We start from the raw sequence: 21323 nt of genomic DNA, 5'->3' as shown, positions 1-21323 counted from the left end.
GTAGTTTTGGTTTGGTCAGGGAAGAATAGAGATGGAAGTGATTTCGTGACTAAATTTGAAATGATCAAATTGTGCAGAATGCCTGAGGCTTCGTGATCACTAACTTTATCTAATGCGGACAATTGCCGAGTCTCATTGCGCGACGGTAAATGCGCACGATCTCGTTAATTCAAAGTTACCCCAATGGTTTGAAAGCCAATGGCCGCTATCAAGGCATTAGCCCCGCGTAATGATGAGCAGCCTCATCTGACTGGTCCAAGTTGATTGTTAGTGCATGATTGGCCTGCTTTCCATCGGGATGATGGCCTCTGGTGCCGGTGGGCGGTAGCCCAATGCACTGTGTGGTCGTTTTGTGTTGTAGTGTTTTCCACTGACTGGCAGGGCATTGCATCGCAATGTCCCGAGAGGTTCCATTCTTCGATCAGGATTTGGGCTTCCCGCAGGGTATAGAAAATCTCCCCGTTGAGCAGTTCGTCCCGGAACCGGCCATTGAAGCTTTCGCAGTATCCGTTCTCCCAGGGTGAGCCAGGCTCGATATAGGCGGTCTTGGAGCCCACGGCCGCGATCCAGTCCCGGACAGCTTGAGCCACGAACTCAGGGCCATTGTCTGAGCGTATGAAGGCAGGCGCCCCGCGCATGATGAACAGATCTGTCAGTGCATCAATCACGTCTACAGACGTTCAACTTCCGCTTTACCTTGATCGCCAAGCATTGCCGGCTGTGCTCATCAATGATGTTCAGCGTCCGGAAGACCTTGCCGTCATCTGTCCGGCAGTGAACGAAGTCATAGGACCAGACGTGATTGCGATACTCTGGTCGCAGCCGCACGCATGATCCATCATTCCGCCAGAGCCGCCCCTTCTTTGGTTGCTTATGCGGAACCTTTAGCCCCTCTCGTCGCCATAGTCGTTCGATGCGCCCATCGCTGACTGACCAACCCGCCTCCCTCAGCAAAGCCGCAATCCGACGGTAGCCATATCGACCATATTGCCTGGTCAGTTCAATCATATCCGCAACCAACTGCTCTTCATCAGCACGACCCCTCGGGACGTGCCTCTGTGTCGAGCGATGTTGTCCCAGCACACGGCAGGCCCTGCGCTCAGATACTTTGCACTGGCGGCGCACATGTTCGATGCAGGCACGACGGCGAGCGGGGCTCAGAAGTTTCCCTTTGCTGCTTCCGTGAGGATCAACTTGTCGAGCGTCAGGTCCGACACTGCTCGTCTCAGCCGATCGTTCTCCTTCTGTAGTCGCTTCAGTTCCTTCAACTGATCCACGCCCATTCCACCGTATTGCTTGCGCCAGCGGTAACAGGTCTGTTCAACAACGCCAATCTGTCTGATCGCATCCAGACGAGGCATGCCTTGCCCCATCAGAACTTCAACCTGCCGTAACTTCGAGACAATCTCCTCGGGCTTCGGTCGCTTGTTTGTCATTCTTGGTCCTCCGTTTCCTAAACATAGCGGTGGACCAGTTCAGATGGGGAGGCTCATTGAAAGTTCATAGGCCTTAACGCGTCTGTGCACCGGTGCGCATAGCAGCGCAGCGATTACCGTAACCTAAAGTAACTTATCGAAATTCAATGCAGCTTTGGATAGCAGTTCCTATTGCCACGTATTTAAGGGACTAGGCCCACCACTTCGGGCAGGCCTAGTCACAGTGATGAATTAATAGGCCACGGATGGCAGCCAAGTCGCCAAGGCGGGCCAGAGGAACACAAGGGCCAGACCGGTCAACTGCAACAGCACAAATGGGATGATGCCTTTGTAGATGTCCATCAGCTTGATCTCTGGAGGGCACACGCCTTTGAGGTAGAAGAGTGCAAATCCCACGGGCGGTGTCAGGAAGCTTGTCTGCAGTGTCACCGCGACAAGGATCACAAACCAGACCAAGGATGGTTCATCGATCGCGTCAAAGCCGGGGATATCGAGACCCAGACCATTCACGATTGGGCGCATCAGCGGCAATACGATCAGGGTGATCTCAATCCAGTCCAGCACAAAGCCGAGCAGGAAGACGATGAAGAGGATCGCAATGACCGTGCCATTTGGTCCGAGGCCTGTGCCGTGGATCATGGCTTCGATGAGTTCGTCCCCGCCAAGTTCACGCAACACATAAGAGAAGACCGTCGCGCCAAGGAAGATCGCGAAGATATAGGCGGTTGTGTTGAAGGTGGACTTCAGCACGTTCACCAGCTTGCGCAGGGTCAGTTTGCGGTAGCCAAGCGCCAGCAATGTTGCGCCGAAGGCACCGATGCCGGACGCTTCTGTTGGCGTGGTCAGACCTGCAAAGATCGACCCCAGCACAGCGAGGATCAGACCCAAGGTTGGGAGTACAGCGATCAATACGTCTTTGACTGCTGCCCAATCCGGACGCGTCGCACCTTCTGGCACTGGAGCCACATCTCGTTTCACCAGCGCGATGATGAAGATGTAGGTCAGATACAGGCCACCGATGATGATGCCAGGGAAGACAGCAGCCATAAACAGATCGCCAACGGAGAGCGCCATCTGATCAGCCATGATCACCAACATGATCGATGGCGGGATCAGAATGCCCAAAGTACCGGATGCGGACACCACGCCTGCTGCCAGGGACGGATTATACTTCTGCTCCATCATGGATGGCAGAGACAGAACACCCAGCAGCACAACGGAGGCACCGATGATGCCGGTGGAGGCCGCAAGGATGATACCGATCATGGTCACCGTGATTGCAAGGCCACCGCGCACGGTACCAAACAGACGCTGCATGGAAGTCATCAGGCGTTCTGCAACGCCACTTTCATCGAGCATCAACCCCATGAAGATGAACATCGGCAGGGCAACAAGCACGGCGTTTGACATGGTGGCGTAGACACGGTTCACCACAGCACCGAGGGTCAGATAATCCAGCCCGGTCAGGGTCTCTTCCAGCCCTGTCCAGTTCATCATGCCGTTGTCAAAGAGGAAGGCGATACCGCAATAGGCGACACCCACGCCAGCCAATGTCCAAGCGACCGGGAAACCCGTGAACAGAAGCGCGATGAAAGTCAGGAACATCGCGATGACGAGTTTTTCTTCAGTGGTTTCAACAAGGAATGTCAGCGCAGTTGCAACAAGACCAAATCCGATCACAGCCCAGAGGATCAGGCGCAGGCCTTTGCCTTCGCGCTCATCTTCATAGTTCACGTAGAGAGCGTGTACATCATGGATCAGGCGGGCAAGTGCAGCGAAGCCGAGCAGAGCAAAGCTCACTGGAATAACCGCTTTTAACGCCCAGCGTGCAGGCAGGCCGGTTGGGCTGTCAGAGCGTTCATTCACGCGCCAGCTTTCGTAGAAATAATCATAGCCCTGATCGACCATCAGATAGATGAAAGGCACCAGAAGCGCCAAAATGCCGATGATCTCGATCACGCGGCGTGCACGGGCGCTCAACTGCATATGCAACAGGTCGACGCGGACGTGGCTATCTGTCACCAGCGCATAAGAGATTCCGACCATAGTGACGAGCCCATAGAAATGCCATTGGATTTCGTCGAGCTTGGGGAAGTTCAGATCAAACAGGTAGCGAAGCGTAACCTGTGAAACGATGGCAGCGATCAGCAGCACATTGGCCCACATCACAACACTGCCGACACCTTTGACCATTGTGTCGATGCCGACTGCAACCGCCTGAGTGTCACGCTCTTCTTGTTCAAGAATGTGCTCGTAGACGTCGATTGGATCGGTTTCGGGCGCGTTCAGAGTGGCCATAGCTTCCTCCTCCAGGGGCCATGGGCCCATTGTTTTCGCTAAAAATCAGTTAGAAAAATGGGGCGACTAAGGGAGGTCGCCCCAACAGGGATGCAAGTGTAGATTACTTGCGAGGGAGGAATGCGTTTTCTTTCCAGACCGCATAGCCGTCACGGAAGTCTGTCAGATCCGCGAGAACCTTTGCGAAGAACTCATCATTGCCAGCTTCTTCTGCGGCCACTTCTTCCCAAGTGGTGCGGAAGGTGGACAGCATCTCGTCGTTCCAAGTCTTGATGGATACGCCGTTGTTCTCAACGTTATCGATCAGAGCCGCGTGCTGGATGGCTTCGCCTTCCGCAAAGCTGTCCGCCATGGAGGCTTTACATGCGTTTTCGATGATGGCTTTGTGCTGGTCAGAGGCTTCGTTCCAGACGTCTTTGTTGACCAGGAGCTCAAATACGGTCGCTTGCTGGTGCCAGCCTGGGAAGTAGTTGAACTTCACCAGCTTGTGGAAGCCAAGACGCGCGTCGATCGCAGGCATGGAGAATTCGGTCGCATCAATCGCACCTTTTTCCAGCGCAGGGAAGATTTCGCCGCCTGGCAACAGGGATGTTGCAACACCCAGTTTCTGCATGACTTTACCACCCAGACCGAAGAAGCGCATTTTCAGGCCATCAAGGTCTTCTGGGCTGTTGATTTCATTTGCGAACCAACCGGAAGTCTCAGGTGCGATCACAGCACATGGCAGAACTTTCACGTTGAAGCCCGCTTGGTCGTACATCTCCTGATAGAGGTTCATGCCGTTGCCGTAGTAGAGCCACGCCATGTATTCACCGGCTTCAGGACCAAACGGAACTGCAGAGAACAGAGGTGCCGCTGGGATTTTACCCGCCCAGTAACCCGCTGTTGTGTAGCCGGAATTGATTTTGCCGGAAGACACTGCGTCTAGAATTTCAAATGGCGGAACCAGTTTGCCTGGCTCATAAACTTTCATTTTCAGCGTGCCACCGGACATCAGGTCCAGTTGTTCAGCAACGCGTGGGATTGGGGAACCCAGACCTGGCAAAGACGTCGAAAACGCAATTGGGGTTTTCAAAAGGATTTTGTCGGCAGCGGTAGCGCCCTGCGCGGCAACCAGCGTTGCGGCGACGGCCAGGGAAGTAAGGGTCTTTTTCATCGTATCTCCTCCAACGATCGAAATATCCGAGCTAACGGCTCAAATTGGTAAATAATGTTTACCTCAGGATTCAGTCAACAAATTAATTTACCACTGATGGTCGTTATCGTTCGGATTTGAGCGGGTGTTGAAAATACAAAGAAACCACTTATTTCTGATGTGAATTTCTGTTAATTATGCATTTCAATGGCTTATGGGTTCTGTTCTTATCCGTATTTTTGGGTATTTGCAGCTTGAATAAATGACTTCTAGTGGTAAACTAATTTTACAACTTAAAATTCACCTAAGCGCTCAGGACAACGGATCATGTCGGAAAAAAGCCCATTTGAACCTGTCGGTCACGAATCAATTTCAGACGCAGTGGTTGATCAAATCGAGTCGATGATCGTTGATGGCATCCTGAAAGAGGGGCGTAAACTACCATCAGAAAGAGAGCTTGCTGAAGCCATGGGCGTGTCGCGTCCGAAAATCCGAGAAGCGCTGCAAGAACTCGAAGGTAACGGTCTTGTGACCGTCCGGCACGGGGAGGGTACGTTTGTCTCGACGCTGACAGGGCGTGCAATGTCTCCTGCTTTGCTTTCGCTATATGCCCGTCATGGTGATGCCTTTTATGACTATCTGGAGTATCGACGCGAGCAGGAGGCTTTTGCTGCGCGACTTGCGGCGGAACGCGCAACTAAGTCTGACAAGGAGCGTCTTTCTGATATTATCAATCAGATGCAAAAGGCTTGGGAAGATGACGACATGGAAGCGTCCCAGGAAGCTGATATCCGACTACACACAGCTATTGTAGATGCGAGCCAGAATACGACTCTCATGCACATGATGGCATCGGTCTATGATCTGACGCGGCAAGGTGTATTTTATAACCGCCGATATCTGCGCACTATGGATGGCACTGGAGAGGCGCTGCTTCAACAGCACAAAGATATGGTGGAGGCCATTATATTGGGCGATGGAGCCGCTGCAGACGCAGCCGCGCGGGCTCACATGGACTTCGTTGAACAAAGTTTCCGTAACGGTCAGGAGCAAGCGCGCCGCGAAGAACGAGCCGCAAAAAGACGTAAACTCTCAGTGTAAGAGAGCCTGATGAGGCGTTCCCAAATTGAGAAGGATTCTGCGAAACCGTTGCGATTTGTCGCCGCCGGTTGTCGTTTAAGTCCAAAAGCCTTGATCCCAAAGCTTGGGTTTAGAGGTGAAACTTAACTCATCCATATTGGGCATCCTGTGTAGAATTCCGTACCTGCCGCCTTCGGTAGACATGATCTGGTTTAACGCGCTCAGTGAATATCCAAAATCACCGCCTTTTGCTTCCGGGTGTTGGAGTCTCTCAACAAAATCAATAAGACTGATCCATGGACGGGGTATTCTTACATGGGTCCACCACTAAACGGCTCCCATTGGGAGCCACTCATATTTGAAGGCGTGTTGATGTCCTTTGGCAGCACGAGCTAACGAGAAGAACTGTTTATGCGCATCAGCTTTGTAAATGCCGAAGTCTTGGGACCAAACGGCTTGGAGCCAACTCCGATTGCGGTGTCCGATGGTCTTTTGGCTGCTGAAATAGATGCCCGAAGTGTGGACCTGTCAGGTTATTGGATCTTGCCTGCAATGGTTGATGTTCATGGCGATGGGTTTGAGAGACATCTGGCGCCGCGCCGGGGTGCGTTGAGAGATTTGGGGCAGGGCTTAATGTCCGCAGATGCGGAGCTCGCCGCCAATGGCATTGCGACCGCGACATTGGCTCAATTCTATAGCTGGGAAGGCGGTATGCGCGGACCTGAGTTCGCTCGGCGTTTTCTAGAGGCTCATCGCGGTTGTGAAATGTTGACAGACACGCGCATACAGATGCGGTTTGAGACCCATTTGTTAGACGACTATTCTGTGTTCGAAGAGCTGATTGACGCTTTCAACGTGCCCTATGTGGTCTTCAATGATCACCTGCCGCATGACGCGCTCAACAAGGGGAAGCGCCCACCCAGACACACAGGGCAGGCATTAAAAAGCGGACGTAGTCCGGAGGCGCATTTGGAGCTTTTGAAGGCGCTACATGCTCGATCAGAGGATGTGACCGGTGCTCTGGCTGCTTTGGCGAAGCGACTGATTAAAAAGGATGTTTTGCTAGGAAGTCACGACGACGACACGCCCGAAGCACGTGGCCTGTTCCAGGATATGGGTATCTCGCTCTCAGAATTCCCTGAAACGATCGAAACGGCTAAGGCCGCGAAAGATGGGGCTGGTCAGGTGATATTGGGTGCCCCGAACGTGGTGCGGGGAGGATCTCATTCCGGCAAGGTTTCAGCGGCGGAGGTCATCGCGTCAGGATATTGTGATGCGCTGGCATCTGATTATCACTATCCAGCGCTAAAGCAGGCAGCCTTTCGTTTGGTGGATGATCAAGTACTACCATTGGAAACCGCCTGGAAACTTGTTTCAGAAGGGCCTGCGCGGCTTCTTGGACTTTCAGATCGTGGCCGATTGGAAAGCGGTCTTCGAGCGGATCTTGTGATCCTAAATCCTGAAACACGACGGATTGAGGCTACAATGGTGGCCGGGCGATTTTCACATCTCACAGGTGGTGTGGCAGAGCGCCTGCTTCACTAGTTACGGTCACGCAATCCACAGAAAAGGCGTCCTAGAAGCGGCGGGGGATGGTCCGATCAAGAAGGTCTGACACCGGACCCGCCGCTTTGAACGCTTATGCGCTTGGGGACACGCGGTTAACGTGACCCATTTTGCGCCCAGTCTTGGCTTCGGCTTTGCCGTAGAGATGCACCGCGACATGGGGCTCTTTGAGCAGCGCGGGCACTTTCTCCATGTCCTCGCCAATCAGGTTCTCCATGACCACATCTGAATGGCGTTTGCCATCGCCCAGCGGCAGGCCCACGACTGCGCGAATGTGCTGTTCAAATTGATCAACCGCACAGCCGTTTTGCGTCCAATGGCCAGAGTTATGCACACGCGGGGCGATTTCATTTACGACAAGGCCCCCAGCGGTCACAAAAAGCTCCACCCCCATGACGCCAACATAGTCCAATGCATTCAGAATCTTGGAGGCGATCAGAACAGCATCCATGCGCATGCTGCCTGGCAAATTGGCAGGCACGGTAGTCGTGCGCAGGATGCCTCCAACGTGCACGTTCTCACCGGGATCAAAGCAAGCAACCTCACCTGTGACGCCGCGCGCTGCGATCACAGAAACCTCGTGGCTGAATTTTACAAAGCCTTCCAGCACAGAGGGAGATCCAGCCATATCCGCCAGTGCTGCTGGTGCATCCGCATCCGAATTCAAACGCGCCTGGCCTTTGCCATCATAGCCAAAACGACGGGTTTTCAAGATCGACGGCGTCCCGATTGTATCGAGCGCTTCGGAGAGCTCTTCAGCGGTTTGAACGGCGGCGAAAGGGGCCACCTGCAATCCCAGATCAGAGAGGAATTCTTTTTCGGTGATCCGGTCTTGGCTCACCCGAAGCGCTTCGCGGCCCGGACGGATCGGGCGGTGGATTTCAAGAATATCCAACGCAGACGTTGGGATGTTTTCAAACTCATAGGTGATTACATCAACCGACTGCGCAAATGCCAGCAGGGCGGCTTTGTCTTCATACGCCGCTGTGGTCACTTGATCAGCCACATGGCTCGCAGGAGGATTCGCGCCGGGTTCAAAGATGTGGGTCTTGTAGCCCAGACGGGAGGCTGCAACCGAGAGCATGCGACCAAGCTGGCCGCCACCAAGAATACCGATGGTGCTACCTAAAGGGAGGGGATTACTCATCGACTGGTTCATCCGCAATTGAGGCTGACAAGGCGTCGCGCCAGTCATCCAGACGTTTGGCAAGCGCTTCGTCTTGTAGCGCAAGGATACCGGCGGCCATCAGGCCACCGTTTTTAGCGCCCGCTGCGCCAATAGCCATGGTGGCAACCGGGAAGCCGCGTGGCATTTGCAGGATCGAATAGAGGCTGTCGACGCCCGAAAGTGCACGGGTCTGAACTGGAATGCCAACAACGGGAACGCGCGTTTTAGAGGCCATCATACCTGGGAGGTGGGCAGCCCCGCCAGCACCTGCGATGATCACCTGCAGGCCGCGGTCTACCGCGGTCTTGCCATAGTCCCAAAGGCGGTCAGGGGTGCGATGGGCTGAGACGATTTTTTTCTCGTAAGCAACGCCCAATTCATCCAGCACGTCAGCTGCCTCTTTCATGGTGGGCCAATCGGATTGGCTGCCCATGATGATTCCCACTTTAATGTCCGTCATATCCGCCTCTTTGAAAGGAGCGCGCACTATAGCGGGATTGCCCCCTTAGGCAATGATATCTGGCGTTAAACGGTCTTCGATATGGGCGATTTTATCTTTCAGACGCAGTTTCTGCTTTTTCAAACGCTGGATTGTCAGCTGATCGCTTATTCCACGCTCAACCAGAGCCGAAATGGCCTCATCCAAATCGCGATGTTCCTGCCGGAAAACCTCGAGTTCCACGCGTAGAACATCGTTGGTTTTCATGGACAGATCGTTCTGTGCGTTCATTGGGGCCCCTGGGTCTTCGTGCTGACTCTTTGCTATTGTTGAAAGAATACCCTTTTGACGTGCAAGAGCAAAGCCCTTGCGCTCGATATCTGCCATGCCCATATTGATCTTGAAGGGGTCGCCATAACGGGGCCCAGAACTATCACGGTCGCTTTACGTAAAGGACGTGTCGATGAGCAAGATGACATTGGGGTCTTACCCCCACATGCTGGGTTTTGAGCAGCTGGAGCGCCTTCTGGAGCGCACAGCGAAGACTGGAAACGAAGGCTATCCTCCTTTTAACATTGAACAAACGTCGGATTATTCCTATCGGATCACGCTTGCAGTTGCGGGGTTTGCAGAGGAAGACCTGTCGATCACCGTGGAAGATCGCCAACTGGTGATCCGGGGTCGTCAGACCGATGACGGGGCCGACCGTGTGTTCCTGCACCGGGGAATCGCAGCACGTCAGTTTCAGCGGTCTTTTGTCTTGGCAGACGGGGTCGAGGTTGGAGAAGCGGCCATGGAAAACGGGTTGCTTCATGTCGATTTGACCCGCTCGCGTCCAGAGACCGTGGTTCAAACTATTCAAATCAAGAAGGGGTAAGCGATGAACAGCAAAGTGAATATCGACGCGTTGACCCATGATCGCATGGTCTACATCCGAGAAGTGGATATTGCCGATCTGCCTGATGATCTACAGGAAGAGGTGAAAGGCACCGACCATCTTTATGCCGTGCATGCAGCCTCTGATGGTGAGCGCCTTGCGCTGGTGAAAGATCGCGGATTGGCTTTTGCTCTGGCGCGTCAAAATGACTATGCGCCGGTGACTGTACACTAAAGGATCTGCCTTTTCTTGTCCCTGCAAGGGAGTTGGAAAAGGGCGACCAGACACCGCTGGCGGTTTCGTAAACAAAAAAACGCGGCTCAGTTGAGCCGCGTTTTCTTTTTTGAAATGTCTCTGGCCTACGCTTTTATAAGCCCCATGCTTTCCAGCTTCAGGATCACCTGATGCGCGCAGTGGTCGACCTCTGTGTTTTCGGTCTCAAGGCGCAGCTCCGGGGATTCAGGCACATCGTAAGGGTCTGAGATGCCGGTGAATTCCTTGATCTTGCCTTCGCGCGCCAGTTTGTAGAGGCCTTTGCGGTCACGACGTTCACATTCTTCAATGCTGGTTGCTACGTGGATTTCCACGAAGGCGCCAAATTGCTCGATATCCTCGCGGACGGCACGGCGCGTGGTCGCATATGGCGCAATTGGTGCACAAAGGGCGATGCCGCCATTTTTGGTGATCTCAGAGGCGACATAGCCGATGCGGCGGATGTTGAGGTCGCGGTGTTCTTTGGAAAAGCCCAGTTCAGAGCTGAGATTTTTCCGCACGATGTCACCATCCAGCAGTGTCACAGGGCGGCCACCCATCTCCATCAGCTTGACCATCAAGGCATTGGCGATGGTGGATTTGCCCGAACCAGAGAAACCAGTGAAGAAAACGGTAAAACCCTGTTTCGAGCGTGGCGGTTTTGTCTTGCGCAGTTCTGCAACCACTTGCGGGAAGGAGAACCAATCAGGGATTTCCAGACCTTCCGCCAGGCGGCGACGTAATTCAGTGCCGGAGATGTTCAGAATGGTGACATCGTCGCGATCTTCGATCTCATCATTTGGCTCGTATTGCGCACGTTCCTGCACGTAGACCATGTGTTTGAAATCAACCATGGTGATGCCGATTTCTTCTTCATGGGTACGGAACAAGTCCTGAGCGTCATATGGGCCGTAGAAATCTTCACCCTGGCTGTTTTTGCCCGGGCCGGCGTGGTCGCGGCCAACGATGAAATGCGTGCAGCCGTGATTTTTGCGGATCAGACCGTGCCAAACCGCTTCGCGCGGGCCAGCCATTCGCATTGCGAGGTTTAGCAATGACATATTGGTGGTGGAAGACGGGTATTGATCCAGCACAGCTTCATAGCAGCGAACGCGGGTGAAGTGATCCACATCGCCCGGCTTGGTCATGCCAACAACAGGGTGGATCAGAAGGTTAGCCTCAGCTTCTTTGGCGGCGCGGAAGGTCAGTTCCTGGTGCGCGCGGTGCAGCGGGTTGCGGGTTTGGAAGGCCACAACCTTGTGCCAGCCCATTTTGCGGAAGTAGGCGCGCAATTCGTTTGGTGTATCGCGACGCGCTTTGAAGTCGTAGTGGACCGGTTGCTGAATACCAACAATCGGACCGCCAAGGTAAATCTTGCCTGCTTGGTTGTGCAGGTAGTTTACGGCTGGGTGGGCATCGTCATCCGCACCAAAGACCTTCTCTGCCTCGCGGGATTTGTTTGGCTCCCAACGGTCTGTCACGGTCATGGTGGCAAGGATCACACCCTCTTGGTCGCGCAGGGCAATGTCTTGGCCAAGCTCGACTGAGGCGGCGAAGTTCTCGGACACGTCCAATGTGATGGGCATTGGCCAGAGAGAGCCATCCGCGAGACGCATGTTTTCGACCACGCCGTCGTAGTCTTCTTCGGTCAGAAAACCTTTCAGCGGGTTGAAGCCACCATTCATCAGGAGTTCCAGATCGCAGATTTGGCGTGGTGTCAGGTCGTGGCTGGTCAGATCGGCAGCCTCGACTTTCATCTTCTGCGCGCTCTCGTAAGAGACGAAGAGTTCTGGGATTGGAGCAAAGTTACTTTGCATGATTTTGGTCCTTGATTTCAAAGGATTAAAGCCAGAGGTCGTGCCGGTCAGCTCTGCATGCAAAGCGTCATATTCAGCGAATTTTCTGGCAAGAAAGGCGTCGGTTAGGCGGGTCTTGGCCGTGGCCCCTTTTGGGGTCAGCGCGTAAGCGAAACGTTGGCGTTTGTCCGGGCCGTCGCGTTCACTGATTTTGATGTGGCCGCTTTCAACGGCATTTCGCAGCAGTGAATTCAGGCGTCCCAATGAAATCCCGAGGGCTTCTGCGGTTGCACGCTGAGAGGCCTCTGGCGCTGTGTCCAGCTGGCGCAGAAGGCGGAAGAGGAGGTCTTCCTCAGCAAAACCGTTTTTTCCCTTTGGGGCTGTCATTATGCTCGGCTCAATGTGTGTTCACGCGTGAACATATCACACAGCTCAGAGTCTCAATAAAGAAAAAAATGGGGCAAATTCGCGGAAAGAAACGATGTTGCGGCGCTGCAACGGGAACAAAAACAGCCTCCTGTCGTCATCGCTGTTCGTGAGGAAGGTGTTTCTCAAATATCTGTTTCAAGGAAAGTCTTTTTCCTTGTTTGAGACTTTTGGGGCAGATTTAGAATGATTTCCCGGAATATCTCTAAAAATCGATGGGCTTTCCAGCCAATGAAACCTGCGGTGCCTCCGGTTGATTCCACTCAAAGAGTGTAAGATGCGTCAGGTCGGGGCGTGATCGCGAGGGTGTAAGAAGACCGTCAACACCAAGCGCTCTTGCGGCATCGCTGACCTCCCAAGTAGGAGAGTGTTGGTCTGCCGCGTGTAAGTCGGCCCAAAAGACGTGCATCTCAGCCAAAGTGGTCGCGCAGGCTTCGCGTGTTTCAGGTTTTCTTAAATCCAGAACGCGCGCCTGCTTTACATCGATGGGAAAAATTCGACGCGGAGGATCATCTGAACGCTGATAGGCTTTTACTGCAATACGGCACCCGTCAGGAGTGCCAGAGAGATACAGAGTTTTTTGATGGGAGTGGTGCCATCGTCCGCGTGGGGCTTGGGCGGGGGACAAAAGGTGATGTTCTTGTCCGATAAAGGTGGCGCGCCAGAAGCGCCCCACCACAGTTTTAATATGCGCCTGAAGCGTCACTCGCTCTCAGCGAGGAACTTTTCAGCGTCCAAAGCTGCCATACAGCCCATGCCCGCAGAGGTCACCGCCTGACGATATACATGGTCTGTCAGGTCGCCCGCTGCGAAAATACCTGGGATCGAGGTTCGTGTGCTGCCAGCTTCAACTTTGACATAGCCTCCATTGTGGGTCTCTAGCACGTCTTTCACGAGTTCGGTTGCCGGAGCATGACCGATCGCAACAAAGACACCGGCACATGGGATCTCGTTAATCTCGCCAGTTTTGGTGTGTTTGACTTTTACGCCGGTTACGCCGAGAGGCGCATCGGTGCCGATAACTTCTTCCAGTTCATGGAACCAGAGAGTCTCAATTTTTTCATTCTTGAACAGGCGCTCTTGCAGGATCTTTTCTGCGCGCAGTTCATCGCGCCGGTGGATCAAAGTCACTTTGGAAGCAAAGTTCGTCAGGAAGAGCGCTTCTTCGACGGCGGTGTTGCCGCCACCGATGACCACGATCTCTTGTCCGCGATAGAAGAAGCCGTCACATGTCGCGCAGGCAGAAACGCCGAACCCTTTGAATTTCTCTTCGCTGTCCAGCCCCAGCCACTTGGCGCGTGCGCCGGTTGCAAGGATAACAGCATCCGCTGTGTAGGTCGTGCCGCTGTCGCCCTTCGCCACAAAGGGGCGGCTTTCGGTGTCGAGCTCAGTGATGATGTCGCCGATGATTTCGCAGCCCATCGCTTGCGCGTGTTCCTGCATTTTGATCATCAGGTCAGGCCCCTGAACTTCGGTGAAGCCCGGGTAGTTTTCAACTTCGGTTGTTGTGGTCAACTGACCGCCTGGCTCGATACCCTGCACCAAGATTGGTGACAGCATGGCGCGGCTTGCATAAACGCCTGCGGTGTAGCCAGCTGGTCCCGATCCAATGATCAGAACCTTCGTGTGTTTGGTCTCGCCCATATTTCCCACCCATGCTTGCGATTTCGCGTTAGGCAAGGGATATAGACTCGCACAGGCCGAACGAAAACCCCTGACATGGCGGCTATGACTTCAAATCATGGTGCATAAGACGCACGCTCTTGAAACGATCGTAGCGTCACGCGAAATATAATTGCGCATTGCCGACTTGCTGCTATAAGAACTGCAAATTTCATGGAGAATATTGCATGCCCGGTACACGGCTTGATCCCATTGACCGAAAGATCCTTGCTGAGCTTCAGGCTGACGGACGTATGACCAACGTTGAGCTGGCCAAGCGCGTTGGGATTTCGGCTCCGCCGTGTCTGCGTCGGGTGCGGACCTTGGAGGAATCCGGTTATATTCGTGGTTACCATGCTGATGTGGATTCTCGTGAACTGGGATTTGAAGTTCAAGTTTTCGCCATGGTTGGGCTCAACAGCCAAGCCGAAGCCGACTTGTCGGCTTTTGAAGAGCGTTGTCGCGGATGGTCGTTAGTACGCGAGTGCCACATGCTGAATGGCGAGGTGGATTTCATCTTGAAGTGCGTGGCGCCAGACTTGTCTACGTTCCAGAGCTTCCTCACCGAAGACCTGCTTAAGGCCGAAAATGTGGCCAGCGTGAAAACTTCCTTGGTCATCCGCGATGCTAAGGATGAACCCGGCGTGCCGTTTGATGTTCTTGAAGAGCGGATCAGCCGGACAGCCTAAGCCTGTTCACCGACAATCAACCAAGCTTTAAAGTACCGATGCAGCATGTCGCGCATCGGTATTTCTGTATGTGCTGCACAGAACTTCAGGGCCATGGCCTGAATGGAAAAGGCCTGAATGCCTTCGGCCAGCAGGTTGGCATCAATATCCCGCCGGAAGGGGCCGCCCGCCAACCATTGCCCGAAAACGCGACCGTGGCGTTCAAAAGTTTGGGCAATCGGCCCCATGTAGTCACTCGCTGCAGAACCCGAATGGCGCAGGATCACGTCAAAGACATAGCGCTCGCATGTCATAAAATCCGAAAGGGGTATGAGGATGTCGACCAATTCTTCGACGGATTTTGGTGGATGGCGAGTCTCAATTTCATTCAGATATTCATCGATCTTCTCGCCGATCAGCTGATCCATCAGGGCGTCTTTGTCTCGAAAATGCGAGAAGAAGGTGCCCTTGGCTACACCTGCACGCAAGACGACTTCCTCAACGCGCAAAGCTTCATAGCCTGACACCGACACGATTTCTCGTGCTGCATCCAGTAATCGTGCGCGGGTTTTTAAAGTGCGGGCCTGAACTTTCACCATAAGCGCGTTTTGACATGTTTTATGACCATGGTCAAATTTGATATTGACCGCGGTCACTTTTTGATAATAGGAAAATGACCATGGTCAATTAATGGAGTGACTCATGGCACAAAAGCGTATTTTTGTTTTGGATGGACATCCCGCTGACAAATCTTTGTCACGGACGATTGCAGTTACCTATGCGCAGGCAGCGCGAGATGCAGGCCATGAAGTCCGCGTGGCGCATGTCAGCGAGATGAACTTCGATTTGGATTTTGGTGGAGGGGGCTACAAAAGCCCGAAGCCATTGGAGCCTGTATTGGAAGAGGTGCTGTCAAATATTGAATGGTCCGAACATGTCGTCGTTGCGACACCAATGTGGTGGGGCGGGCTGCCTGCCAAGTTAAAGGGCCTTTTTGATCGCAGCCTTTTGCCTGGTCGCACTTTTGATACACGGGGAAAACTCCCCAAGCCGATGTTGAAGGGGAGGACGGCCCGCGTCTTTCTAACCTCAGATACTCCGGCTTGGTATTTCAGGCTCTTTTATCGCAACGCATTAAAATGGCAGCTGAAAAAGCAAATCCTCGGTTTCATTGGATTAAAAACCAAAATCACAGCCTTTTCCGGGGCAACCCAAGCGACGGAGAAACATGTTCAGACTTGGTCGCGGCGCGTTAAGGGCTTTGCGGCGCAAGCGCAGTGACCTGTACATGAGACAAAAAATTCCCCGCCGGTGGTCTGGCGGGGAGTTTCTCAGGGGAGGATGGAGTTCTCACTCCGGGGGAAAATTCGTTTATGCAACTTTGCGCGCTGGCATCGCTGGCTTCAGGGTCACCTGAACTGCAGCGCCGTTCAGGCGCTTCTTGGCCCATGGCAGAACCACATGCTCTGACTTGGATGTTTCCAGGATCGATTTCAAAAACCGTTGTTTACACATTTGACTGCTCCGTCTTGCCCAATCGGGATTGTTCTCTGTTCCTGAACAATCTCGCCTTCAATTGGGGCAGTCGTGGGGCAACAATTTAAAATTTCCGGGGATTTGCAGAGGTAAAACCGGGGCGGTTCGCCAAGGTTTAAAGGCGAATAACCGAGATCAGGCGACCGTAGTCAGCCTCTTTCTTATGAGTTGCGCGGCGATAGGAGAAGAAACGATCAGGGTCAGAATAGGTACAATGATGCGTCCATTCAGCCAGTTCAACGCCTGCGAGGCGGAGGCAATGTAATCCAAAGGCCGGAAGGTCGAACAGATAGCGGTCTCCTTCGCCACGGATAAAGAAGCGGTTGTTTTCGCCATCGTTTGATAAAAACTCATCCAGAAATTCTGGTCCGACTTCATAGGCGCGCTGGCTGATGGTAGGTCCGATCACAGCCTGGATGTTCTTGCGTTTGGCGCCCAGGCCAAGCATCGCCTCAACCGTGTTGGTCAATACGCCATCCAAAGCTCCGCGCCATCCGGCATGGGCAGCGCCAATGACTGAGGCTTCGCGGTCTGCAAACAGCACCGGTTGGCAATCCGCCGTCAGAATGGAAAGCGCAACTCCCGGAACGTTGGTGACCATGGCATCCGCTTCTTCAGCATCGCCTTGCGGTCCATCTACCACAACGACATCAGCCGAATGTACCTGATGCACGCGCGCAAGAGTGTCGACGTCCATCGCTGCAGCAACACGCTCGCGGTTGATCGTTACCATTTCCTTTTGGTCACTGCTGCCCATTCCGCAATTTAAGCCAGAAAAAACACCCGAGGAGGCTCCGCCTTTACGCGTGAAAAACCCGTGTTTCACGGGGGACAGGCTTGCAGAGGTTAATATCTCAAGGCTCATGCTTGCACGCTCACTGACCGAAACTTAGGGATCAACGCCCGGAGGCGGGGTTTCGCCCTCCGGATAGAAGGCAACAACTTTGAACAGATTTCCCATTTCTTCCGGGTGGGTCAAGCGCCGATGTGCAGCGACATGCTGTTCAATTTGTACCGGCTCCATTTGCTGGGCCAAAACCTGCGCACGCGTGGTGATGCCGAGGCGTTCAAGGAACACCCCTTGGGGGGTCACGCGGGAAAACCGACTAGGGGTCGCAGCGCACAGCAGTTCGAAATCTACATGCGCGGTCAGATCACTGTCTCCAGGGAGGTCCAATACATCTACTTCTTGGTGACCTTTCACCGCCTGCATCGTATCTCCTTGGGAACGCCAATCACCGTAATCGATAATCAACGCCGCACCTCCATGGCGTTTGATGCGTTTGCCGATCTCATGAACAATCGGATGCGCTGGCTCACAAACTTCAACCAGGTGACCTTCTTCGGTGTCTTCCAGCCGGTGCCGCAAAACGGGCTGATCCACAGGCGCACCCATACCAAAGCAGAATTGAGCGTTTTCAAACCCGACAAGGCGCTCCCGCCACAGCTCTCCTTCACGGATGAATTGGCGCACGGGTAGGGCGTCAAAGAATTCATTTGCGACCAGAAACAAAGGACCTTCCGGCAAATCAGCAATGCTGTCATGCCAAGTGGCTTCTCCCAAAAGCTCGCGTTGTTTGCGGCGCAGGGCAGGGGAGGCCTCAATCAAATGCAGATCCAAGGCATCATGAAAACCTGGAACTTTATTTGTCGCGCGCAACAGATCCGCCATGAGCGTCCCGCGCCCTGGACCAATCTCTGCAAGAATGAAGGAAGAGGGTGCGCCCTGATCCATCCATGCCTGCGCCAATGAAAGCCCAATGAGTTCTCCAAACATCTGGGTCATCTCTGGCGCTGTTGTAAAATCCCCTCGCGCGCCAAGCGGATCGCGGGTGGCATAATACCCATGTTGGGGGTGCATCAGGCATTCAGCCATATAGTCGGCGACCCGCATGGGGCCGATCGTACGAATGCGCTCGATCAAAATGTCTCTAAGACTCATGCCCCCACTTTGGCAGCGCGGCGCATCAGCCACAAGCCGCCAAGTATCATTGGAAGGCTCAAAATTTGTCCCATGGTCAGACCGACGCCACCAAAATGCAGCGCAAGACCAAGCGGGTTGCCTTCAGAAATGAACTGCGCATCAGGCTGGCGGAAGAATTCCACCGCGAAGCGTGCGAGCCCGTAACCTAGGAAAAAGACACCTGTAATTCGGCCAGGTGCCTTCAATGCGCCCTTTTTCCAAGCGAGCCATAACAGCACAGCTAAGAGCAGCACACCTTCCAGCGCGGCTTCATAGAGTTGGCTTGGATGGCGCGCGCATAGGCCCTGCAGTTGCCCGCAATCCTGCGCGTCAAATCCTGGAAACGCCACGCCCCAAGGAAGATCCGTCGCCCGCCCCCACAGTTCGGCGTTGATGAAATTGGAGATACGCCCCAGCATCAGCCCGACTGGCACGCCCAGCGCAATCGCGTCCGCCACAGAGGCTTTGGGCAATCCGTGACGCAGGCAATAAATCCATCCGGCGATCACCACACCCAGCATGCCGCCATGAAAAGCCATGCCGCCTTGCCAGACTTTCAGAATGTCTTCGGGGTGGCTCAGGTAATATCCAGGTTGATAAAACAGCACAAAACCAAGGCGCCCACCGATGATCACACCCAAAATGGCCCAAGTCAGCAGGTCCTCGACCCGAAGCCGATCCATTGGCGCGCCTTGCGCATTCCAAAGCCGGGGTGTTTCAACCGCGCGCACCGTGATCCGCCAGGCGATCAAGATACCGACGATATAGGCCATCGCATACCAGCGCAGCGCGAATTCAAAGGAACCAAGCGAGATCGTGAAAATCTCGGGTGAAATATCGGGGAAGGGGATCATGGCCTGCATGTGCGTCTCTGTGCCTCTGCTTTTGGGCGAGGTCAACCTTGAGGCCAACCGTCTTTGCCCCCATATAGGGATCAAATGGTGCGAACCTAAATGTATTTAATCCAAGGCGGAGTGTGACCGATGCAAACGCGCAATAAGTTCATGGACGATATGTCCGAATTGATGACCAACGCCATGGGTGTGGCCCAAGGAGCAAAGGATGAGGCGGAAAACGCCATGAAATCCTGGATGGACCGCTGGCTGGCAGATCGTGACTTTGTGACACGCGAAGAATTCGACGCCGTTCGCGCCATGGCGCAGAAGGCGCGCGAAGAAAACGAAGCCTTGAAAGCCCGTATTGAAGCTCTGGAAGGGAAGTAAACCTAGTGCTCAATTCGTTTGTTCCAGAAATACGCTCAACTCATCAGCTTCAAACTCGATTGGTTTGAACATCCAGCCTTCGATATTGTTGCTGATGGCAGTAGGGCAGTCCTGGTGAGTTCGAATTTTGTTCGAAATTGTCTCCAACTGTTCTTTCTGAAAGTCGGCGCTCCAGCAAGCCTGTTCATTCTGCGAGCCTCTCGGGTTTTCGCAGGCAACGCTTAGCAACGCTGAGGCCCTTGCAATTGGGCAATAAAACGCAACAGAAGGGTCTAGATCGCTGATCCAAGGCAATTTACTTTGTGGCTCTTTCTTTTGTGCTGAATTGTAGGATCGAACAAAATATAAATTGGTTTCTATAAATTCCCAAAGGCGTTCTGGCGCATGATTGGAGTACGCCAAGTAGTTCCGTTCAAGAATTCGCTTTTTCCAAAAAGATTCTTTTGAATGAGGCGGTCCGGCATAGGTGTGTGATAAATTTGACCAGTGCTCGGCATTCCATGGCTGTGCGATCGCAAGTCTCTTGTAAAGATTGAGTGTTTCCGAAGGAGAGTTGAGCCCCGTCACGGCATAATATTTCTTGCGTCCGTCTTGGCCCGGTTTGAAACCGCCTATGTTTAAAAGCGTTTCAATCGCGGACACATTGTAGGGATCATATTCGAGTACGCGCTTGGCATTCTCCCTTGCTGTTTCTCTGACTCGGTCGCTTACGATTGAGATGTGCGGTTTTTGCGCAAATCGCCCATCGTAGGAAATTGCCAACTCTAGGTCGTCAAAATCGGGTGACCATAGCTCTCGCAGGAGTTCATTCTGCCATTTCTCGAAAGGGAACTCCGCATCGCTTACCCCCTCGATATGTTCAGGATCTAATAGTGGCGTCTTTATCATGACTTGGTGACGAATCTGCGAGATTGCAGAATGATCTGTGTGCAGAAGTCTTTCGATAAATGCATCTAAAGGTTTCCAGCCGTTATACTGGAAAGCCAAGTGTATCATGCAAATGTCGAAGGCCTGATCTCCCCAGGCGGTTATCTTGTGGGCGTGCTGCTCACACATTTTCTCACCACGCGTGTAAGAACCGCCCCAACCTTTGTGTGCGACGATTAAGCCTCGGGTCAGAGTGCCAGCATTTGGGGCCTGCGCCATTACAGCGTCTACAATATCCGTGACATTGACGTCGACGTTCCCAAACGTTCCTTGCGCTATCATCCCATCGCTTGCTGGCAAATACGTTGGATCAATTGAAAAGGCACTCAATGTAAGCTGCGCAGCCTTGTCTGAGGCTGCGTAGAAAGCAGGCCATGCATCTTGATAAACTGTGTGTGCATAGCCAGTACCCCGAATTGTCCAAGCAATCTTGTTTGCGATCCAAGCATTGGCCATTATCGCATAAACAGAGTCGGGGTAGGCTTCCAACCATTCCTCGGTGGCTTCTTGAATGATTGGAGAGGTGGTTACAAAAACCATGTTGAGATCACGAAGATGTTCAGCGTTTGTTTGACCCGCTTCGAATGCGCCTTGTGCACTTGACATGGCTTGTTCTAGCGCTTGAAATTTTCGATCAAGGACTAAGGACCTGATCTCCTCGGGCGTGATCGGTTCGGCAGAAGCAGATGAGCCAAAAATGATTAGGGTAATGGCGAGCAAGTATCTCATTCGAACTCTCCTGAAACGCCGCCCGACCAAAGAGAATTGATTTCTGCCGTATCGTAAGGTGAGCCCACGCATTCTTTGAATTGGTGATCTGGTATTAGGCAATGCTGGACACTTAACTTCGCGATGCGGTGTTGAAAGTCCG

At 53.4% G+C, this 21323-nt stretch carries 21 protein-coding genes and 1 pseudogene; 7 read left to right on the top strand and 15 right to left on the bottom strand.

The features are described from left to right. Window positions 1-267: 267 nt before the first annotated feature. The 3 genes and pseudogenes from M0D42_RS10085 to M0D42_RS10070 all read right to left on the bottom strand — a co-directional run bounded on the left by M0D42_RS10085 (window position 268) and on the right by M0D42_RS10070 (window position 4890). Window positions 268-1436: pseudogene (locus M0D42_RS10085) on the bottom strand (IS3 family transposase). A 231-nt stretch (window positions 1437-1667) separates the two neighbouring features. After that, window positions 1668-3734 carry a TRAP transporter large permease subunit gene (locus tag M0D42_RS10080; RefSeq protein WP_330221169.1) on the bottom strand — a complete coding sequence of 689 codons (2067 nt, stop codon included), beginning with the start codon at window positions 3732-3734 and terminating at the stop codon, window positions 1668-1670. 103 nt (window positions 3735-3837) lie between these two features. Continuing rightward, complete coding sequence (locus M0D42_RS10070; protein WP_265018481.1) at window positions 3838-4890, bottom strand: TRAP transporter substrate-binding protein; 1053 nt, start codon at window positions 4888-4890, stop codon at window positions 3838-3840. Window positions 4891-5196: 306 nt separating this feature from the next. On the opposite strand from M0D42_RS10070, the gene M0D42_RS10065 reads away from it, so the two are divergent. Together M0D42_RS10065 and M0D42_RS10060 are read left to right on the top strand one after the other, a co-directional pair. Then, window positions 5197-5970, top strand: a complete 774-nt coding sequence (locus tag M0D42_RS10065) for a FadR/GntR family transcriptional regulator (protein ID WP_265018480.1) — start codon at window positions 5197-5199, stop codon at window positions 5968-5970. 390 nt (window positions 5971-6360) lie between these two features. Continuing rightward, window positions 6361-7494, top strand: coding sequence for an alpha-D-ribose 1-methylphosphonate 5-triphosphate diphosphatase (locus M0D42_RS10060; protein ID WP_265018479.1), 1134 nt, complete (start codon window positions 6361-6363; stop codon window positions 7492-7494). 94 nt (window positions 7495-7588) lie between these two features. Here M0D42_RS10060 and M0D42_RS10055 read toward each other — a convergent pair whose 3' ends face one another. From M0D42_RS10055 to M0D42_RS10045, 3 genes are read right to left on the bottom strand one after another with little or no spacing between them, the layout of a single operon-like run. Continuing rightward, window positions 7589-8662 (bottom strand): 5-(carboxyamino)imidazole ribonucleotide synthase, encoded by a 1074-nt coding sequence (locus M0D42_RS10055; RefSeq protein ID WP_265018478.1) that lies wholly within the window; start codon window positions 8660-8662, stop codon window positions 7589-7591. Next, on the bottom strand, window positions 8655-9143 hold the full coding sequence (gene purE, locus M0D42_RS10050; RefSeq protein ID WP_265018477.1) for a 5-(carboxyamino)imidazole ribonucleotide mutase: 489 nt from the start codon (window positions 9141-9143) through the stop codon (window positions 8655-8657). Before purE ends, M0D42_RS10055 begins: the two co-directional genes overlap by 8 nt. 45 nt (window positions 9144-9188) lie before the next feature. Further along, a complete protein-coding gene (locus tag M0D42_RS10045; protein ID WP_265018476.1) occupies window positions 9189-9413 on the bottom strand; it encodes a YdcH family protein in 225 nt (74 codons plus the stop codon). Window positions 9414-9585: 172 nt separating this feature from the next. Here M0D42_RS10045 and M0D42_RS10040 point away from each other — a divergent pair, with 172 nt between their 5' ends. Both M0D42_RS10040 and M0D42_RS10035 read left to right on the top strand, forming a co-directional pair. Continuing rightward, on the top strand, window positions 9586-9999 hold the full coding sequence (locus tag M0D42_RS10040; RefSeq protein WP_265018475.1) for an Hsp20 family protein: 414 nt from the start codon (window positions 9586-9588) through the stop codon (window positions 9997-9999). A gap of 3 nt (window positions 10000-10002) precedes the next feature. Further along, the gene (locus M0D42_RS10035) at window positions 10003-10233 is read left to right on the top strand and encodes a DUF1150 domain-containing protein (protein ID WP_265018474.1); all 231 of its coding nucleotides are present in this window, start codon (window positions 10003-10005) and stop codon (window positions 10231-10233) included. Between the two features lie 125 nt (window positions 10234-10358). Here M0D42_RS10035 and M0D42_RS10030 read toward each other — a convergent pair whose 3' ends face one another. From M0D42_RS10030 to trxB, 3 genes are all read right to left on the bottom strand, one after another. Then, window positions 10359-12434 carry a bifunctional sulfate adenylyltransferase/adenylylsulfate kinase gene (locus M0D42_RS10030; protein ID WP_265018473.1) on the bottom strand — a complete coding sequence of 692 codons (2076 nt, stop codon included), beginning with the start codon at window positions 12432-12434 and terminating at the stop codon, window positions 10359-10361. A 244-nt stretch (window positions 12435-12678) separates the two neighbouring features. Then, window positions 12679-13179 (bottom strand): RES family NAD+ phosphorylase, encoded by a 501-nt coding sequence (locus tag M0D42_RS10025; RefSeq protein ID WP_265018472.1) that lies wholly within the window; start codon window positions 13177-13179, stop codon window positions 12679-12681. Continuing rightward, window positions 13176-14117 carry a thioredoxin-disulfide reductase gene (gene trxB / locus M0D42_RS10020; RefSeq protein ID WP_265018471.1) on the bottom strand — a complete coding sequence of 314 codons (942 nt, stop codon included), beginning with the start codon at window positions 14115-14117 and terminating at the stop codon, window positions 13176-13178. The genes M0D42_RS10025 and trxB overlap by 4 nt, the downstream gene beginning before the upstream one ends. 206 nt (window positions 14118-14323) lie before the next feature. Between trxB and M0D42_RS10015 the strand changes: the two genes are divergently transcribed. Beyond that, complete coding sequence (locus tag M0D42_RS10015) at window positions 14324-14824, top strand: Lrp/AsnC family transcriptional regulator (protein WP_265018470.1); 501 nt, start codon at window positions 14324-14326, stop codon at window positions 14822-14824. Here M0D42_RS10015 and M0D42_RS10010 read toward each other — a convergent pair. Then, complete coding sequence (locus tag M0D42_RS10010; RefSeq protein WP_265018469.1) at window positions 14821-15402, bottom strand: TetR/AcrR family transcriptional regulator; 582 nt, start codon at window positions 15400-15402, stop codon at window positions 14821-14823. The genes M0D42_RS10015 and M0D42_RS10010 overlap by 4 nt on opposite strands. A 103-nt stretch (window positions 15403-15505) precedes the next feature. On the opposite strand from M0D42_RS10010, the gene M0D42_RS10005 reads away from it, so the two are divergent. After that, the gene (locus tag M0D42_RS10005; protein WP_265018468.1) at window positions 15506-16084 is read left to right on the top strand and encodes an NAD(P)H-dependent oxidoreductase; all 579 of its coding nucleotides are present in this window, start codon (window positions 15506-15508) and stop codon (window positions 16082-16084) included. A 90-nt stretch (window positions 16085-16174) separates the two neighbouring features. Here M0D42_RS10005 and M0D42_RS10000 read toward each other — a convergent pair whose 3' ends face one another. From M0D42_RS10000 to lgt, 4 genes are all read right to left on the bottom strand, one after another. Continuing rightward, window positions 16175-16318: a hypothetical protein gene (locus M0D42_RS10000; protein ID WP_265018467.1), complete on the bottom strand. Its 144-nt coding sequence runs from the start codon at window positions 16316-16318 to the stop codon at window positions 16175-16177. Between the two features lie 136 nt (window positions 16319-16454). Then, a complete protein-coding gene (gene pgeF / locus M0D42_RS09995; protein WP_265018466.1) occupies window positions 16455-17204 on the bottom strand; it encodes a peptidoglycan editing factor PgeF in 750 nt (249 codons plus the stop codon). A 24-nt stretch (window positions 17205-17228) separates the two neighbouring features. After that, window positions 17229-18281 carry a class I SAM-dependent methyltransferase gene (locus tag M0D42_RS09990; RefSeq protein WP_265018465.1) on the bottom strand — a complete coding sequence of 351 codons (1053 nt, stop codon included), beginning with the start codon at window positions 18279-18281 and terminating at the stop codon, window positions 17229-17231. Beyond that, a complete protein-coding gene (gene lgt / locus M0D42_RS09985; protein WP_265018464.1) occupies window positions 18278-19165 on the bottom strand; it encodes a prolipoprotein diacylglyceryl transferase in 888 nt (295 codons plus the stop codon). Before lgt ends, M0D42_RS09990 begins: the two co-directional genes overlap by 4 nt. Window positions 19166-19285: 120 nt before the next feature. Between lgt and M0D42_RS09980 the strand changes: the two genes are divergently transcribed. Then, entirely contained in the window at window positions 19286-19525 is a 240-nt protein-coding gene (locus M0D42_RS09980; protein ID WP_265018463.1) for an accessory factor UbiK family protein, read from the top strand. Between the two features lie 9 nt (window positions 19526-19534). On the opposite strand, the gene M0D42_RS09975 is transcribed toward M0D42_RS09980, so the two are convergent. Continuing rightward, window positions 19535-21181 (bottom strand): DUF4034 domain-containing protein, encoded by a 1647-nt coding sequence (locus tag M0D42_RS09975; RefSeq protein ID WP_265018462.1) that lies wholly within the window; start codon window positions 21179-21181, stop codon window positions 19535-19537. Window positions 21182-21323 lie beyond the last annotated feature (142 nt).

Origin of the sequence: Cognatishimia activa (assembly GCF_026016445.1) — a bacterium.
Lineage (GTDB): Bacteria > Pseudomonadota > Alphaproteobacteria > Rhodobacterales > Rhodobacteraceae > Cognatishimia > Cognatishimia activa_B.
The sequence above is the reverse complement of the archived record's forward strand: the minus strand, read 5'-3'. Positions and strand labels throughout refer to the sequence as shown.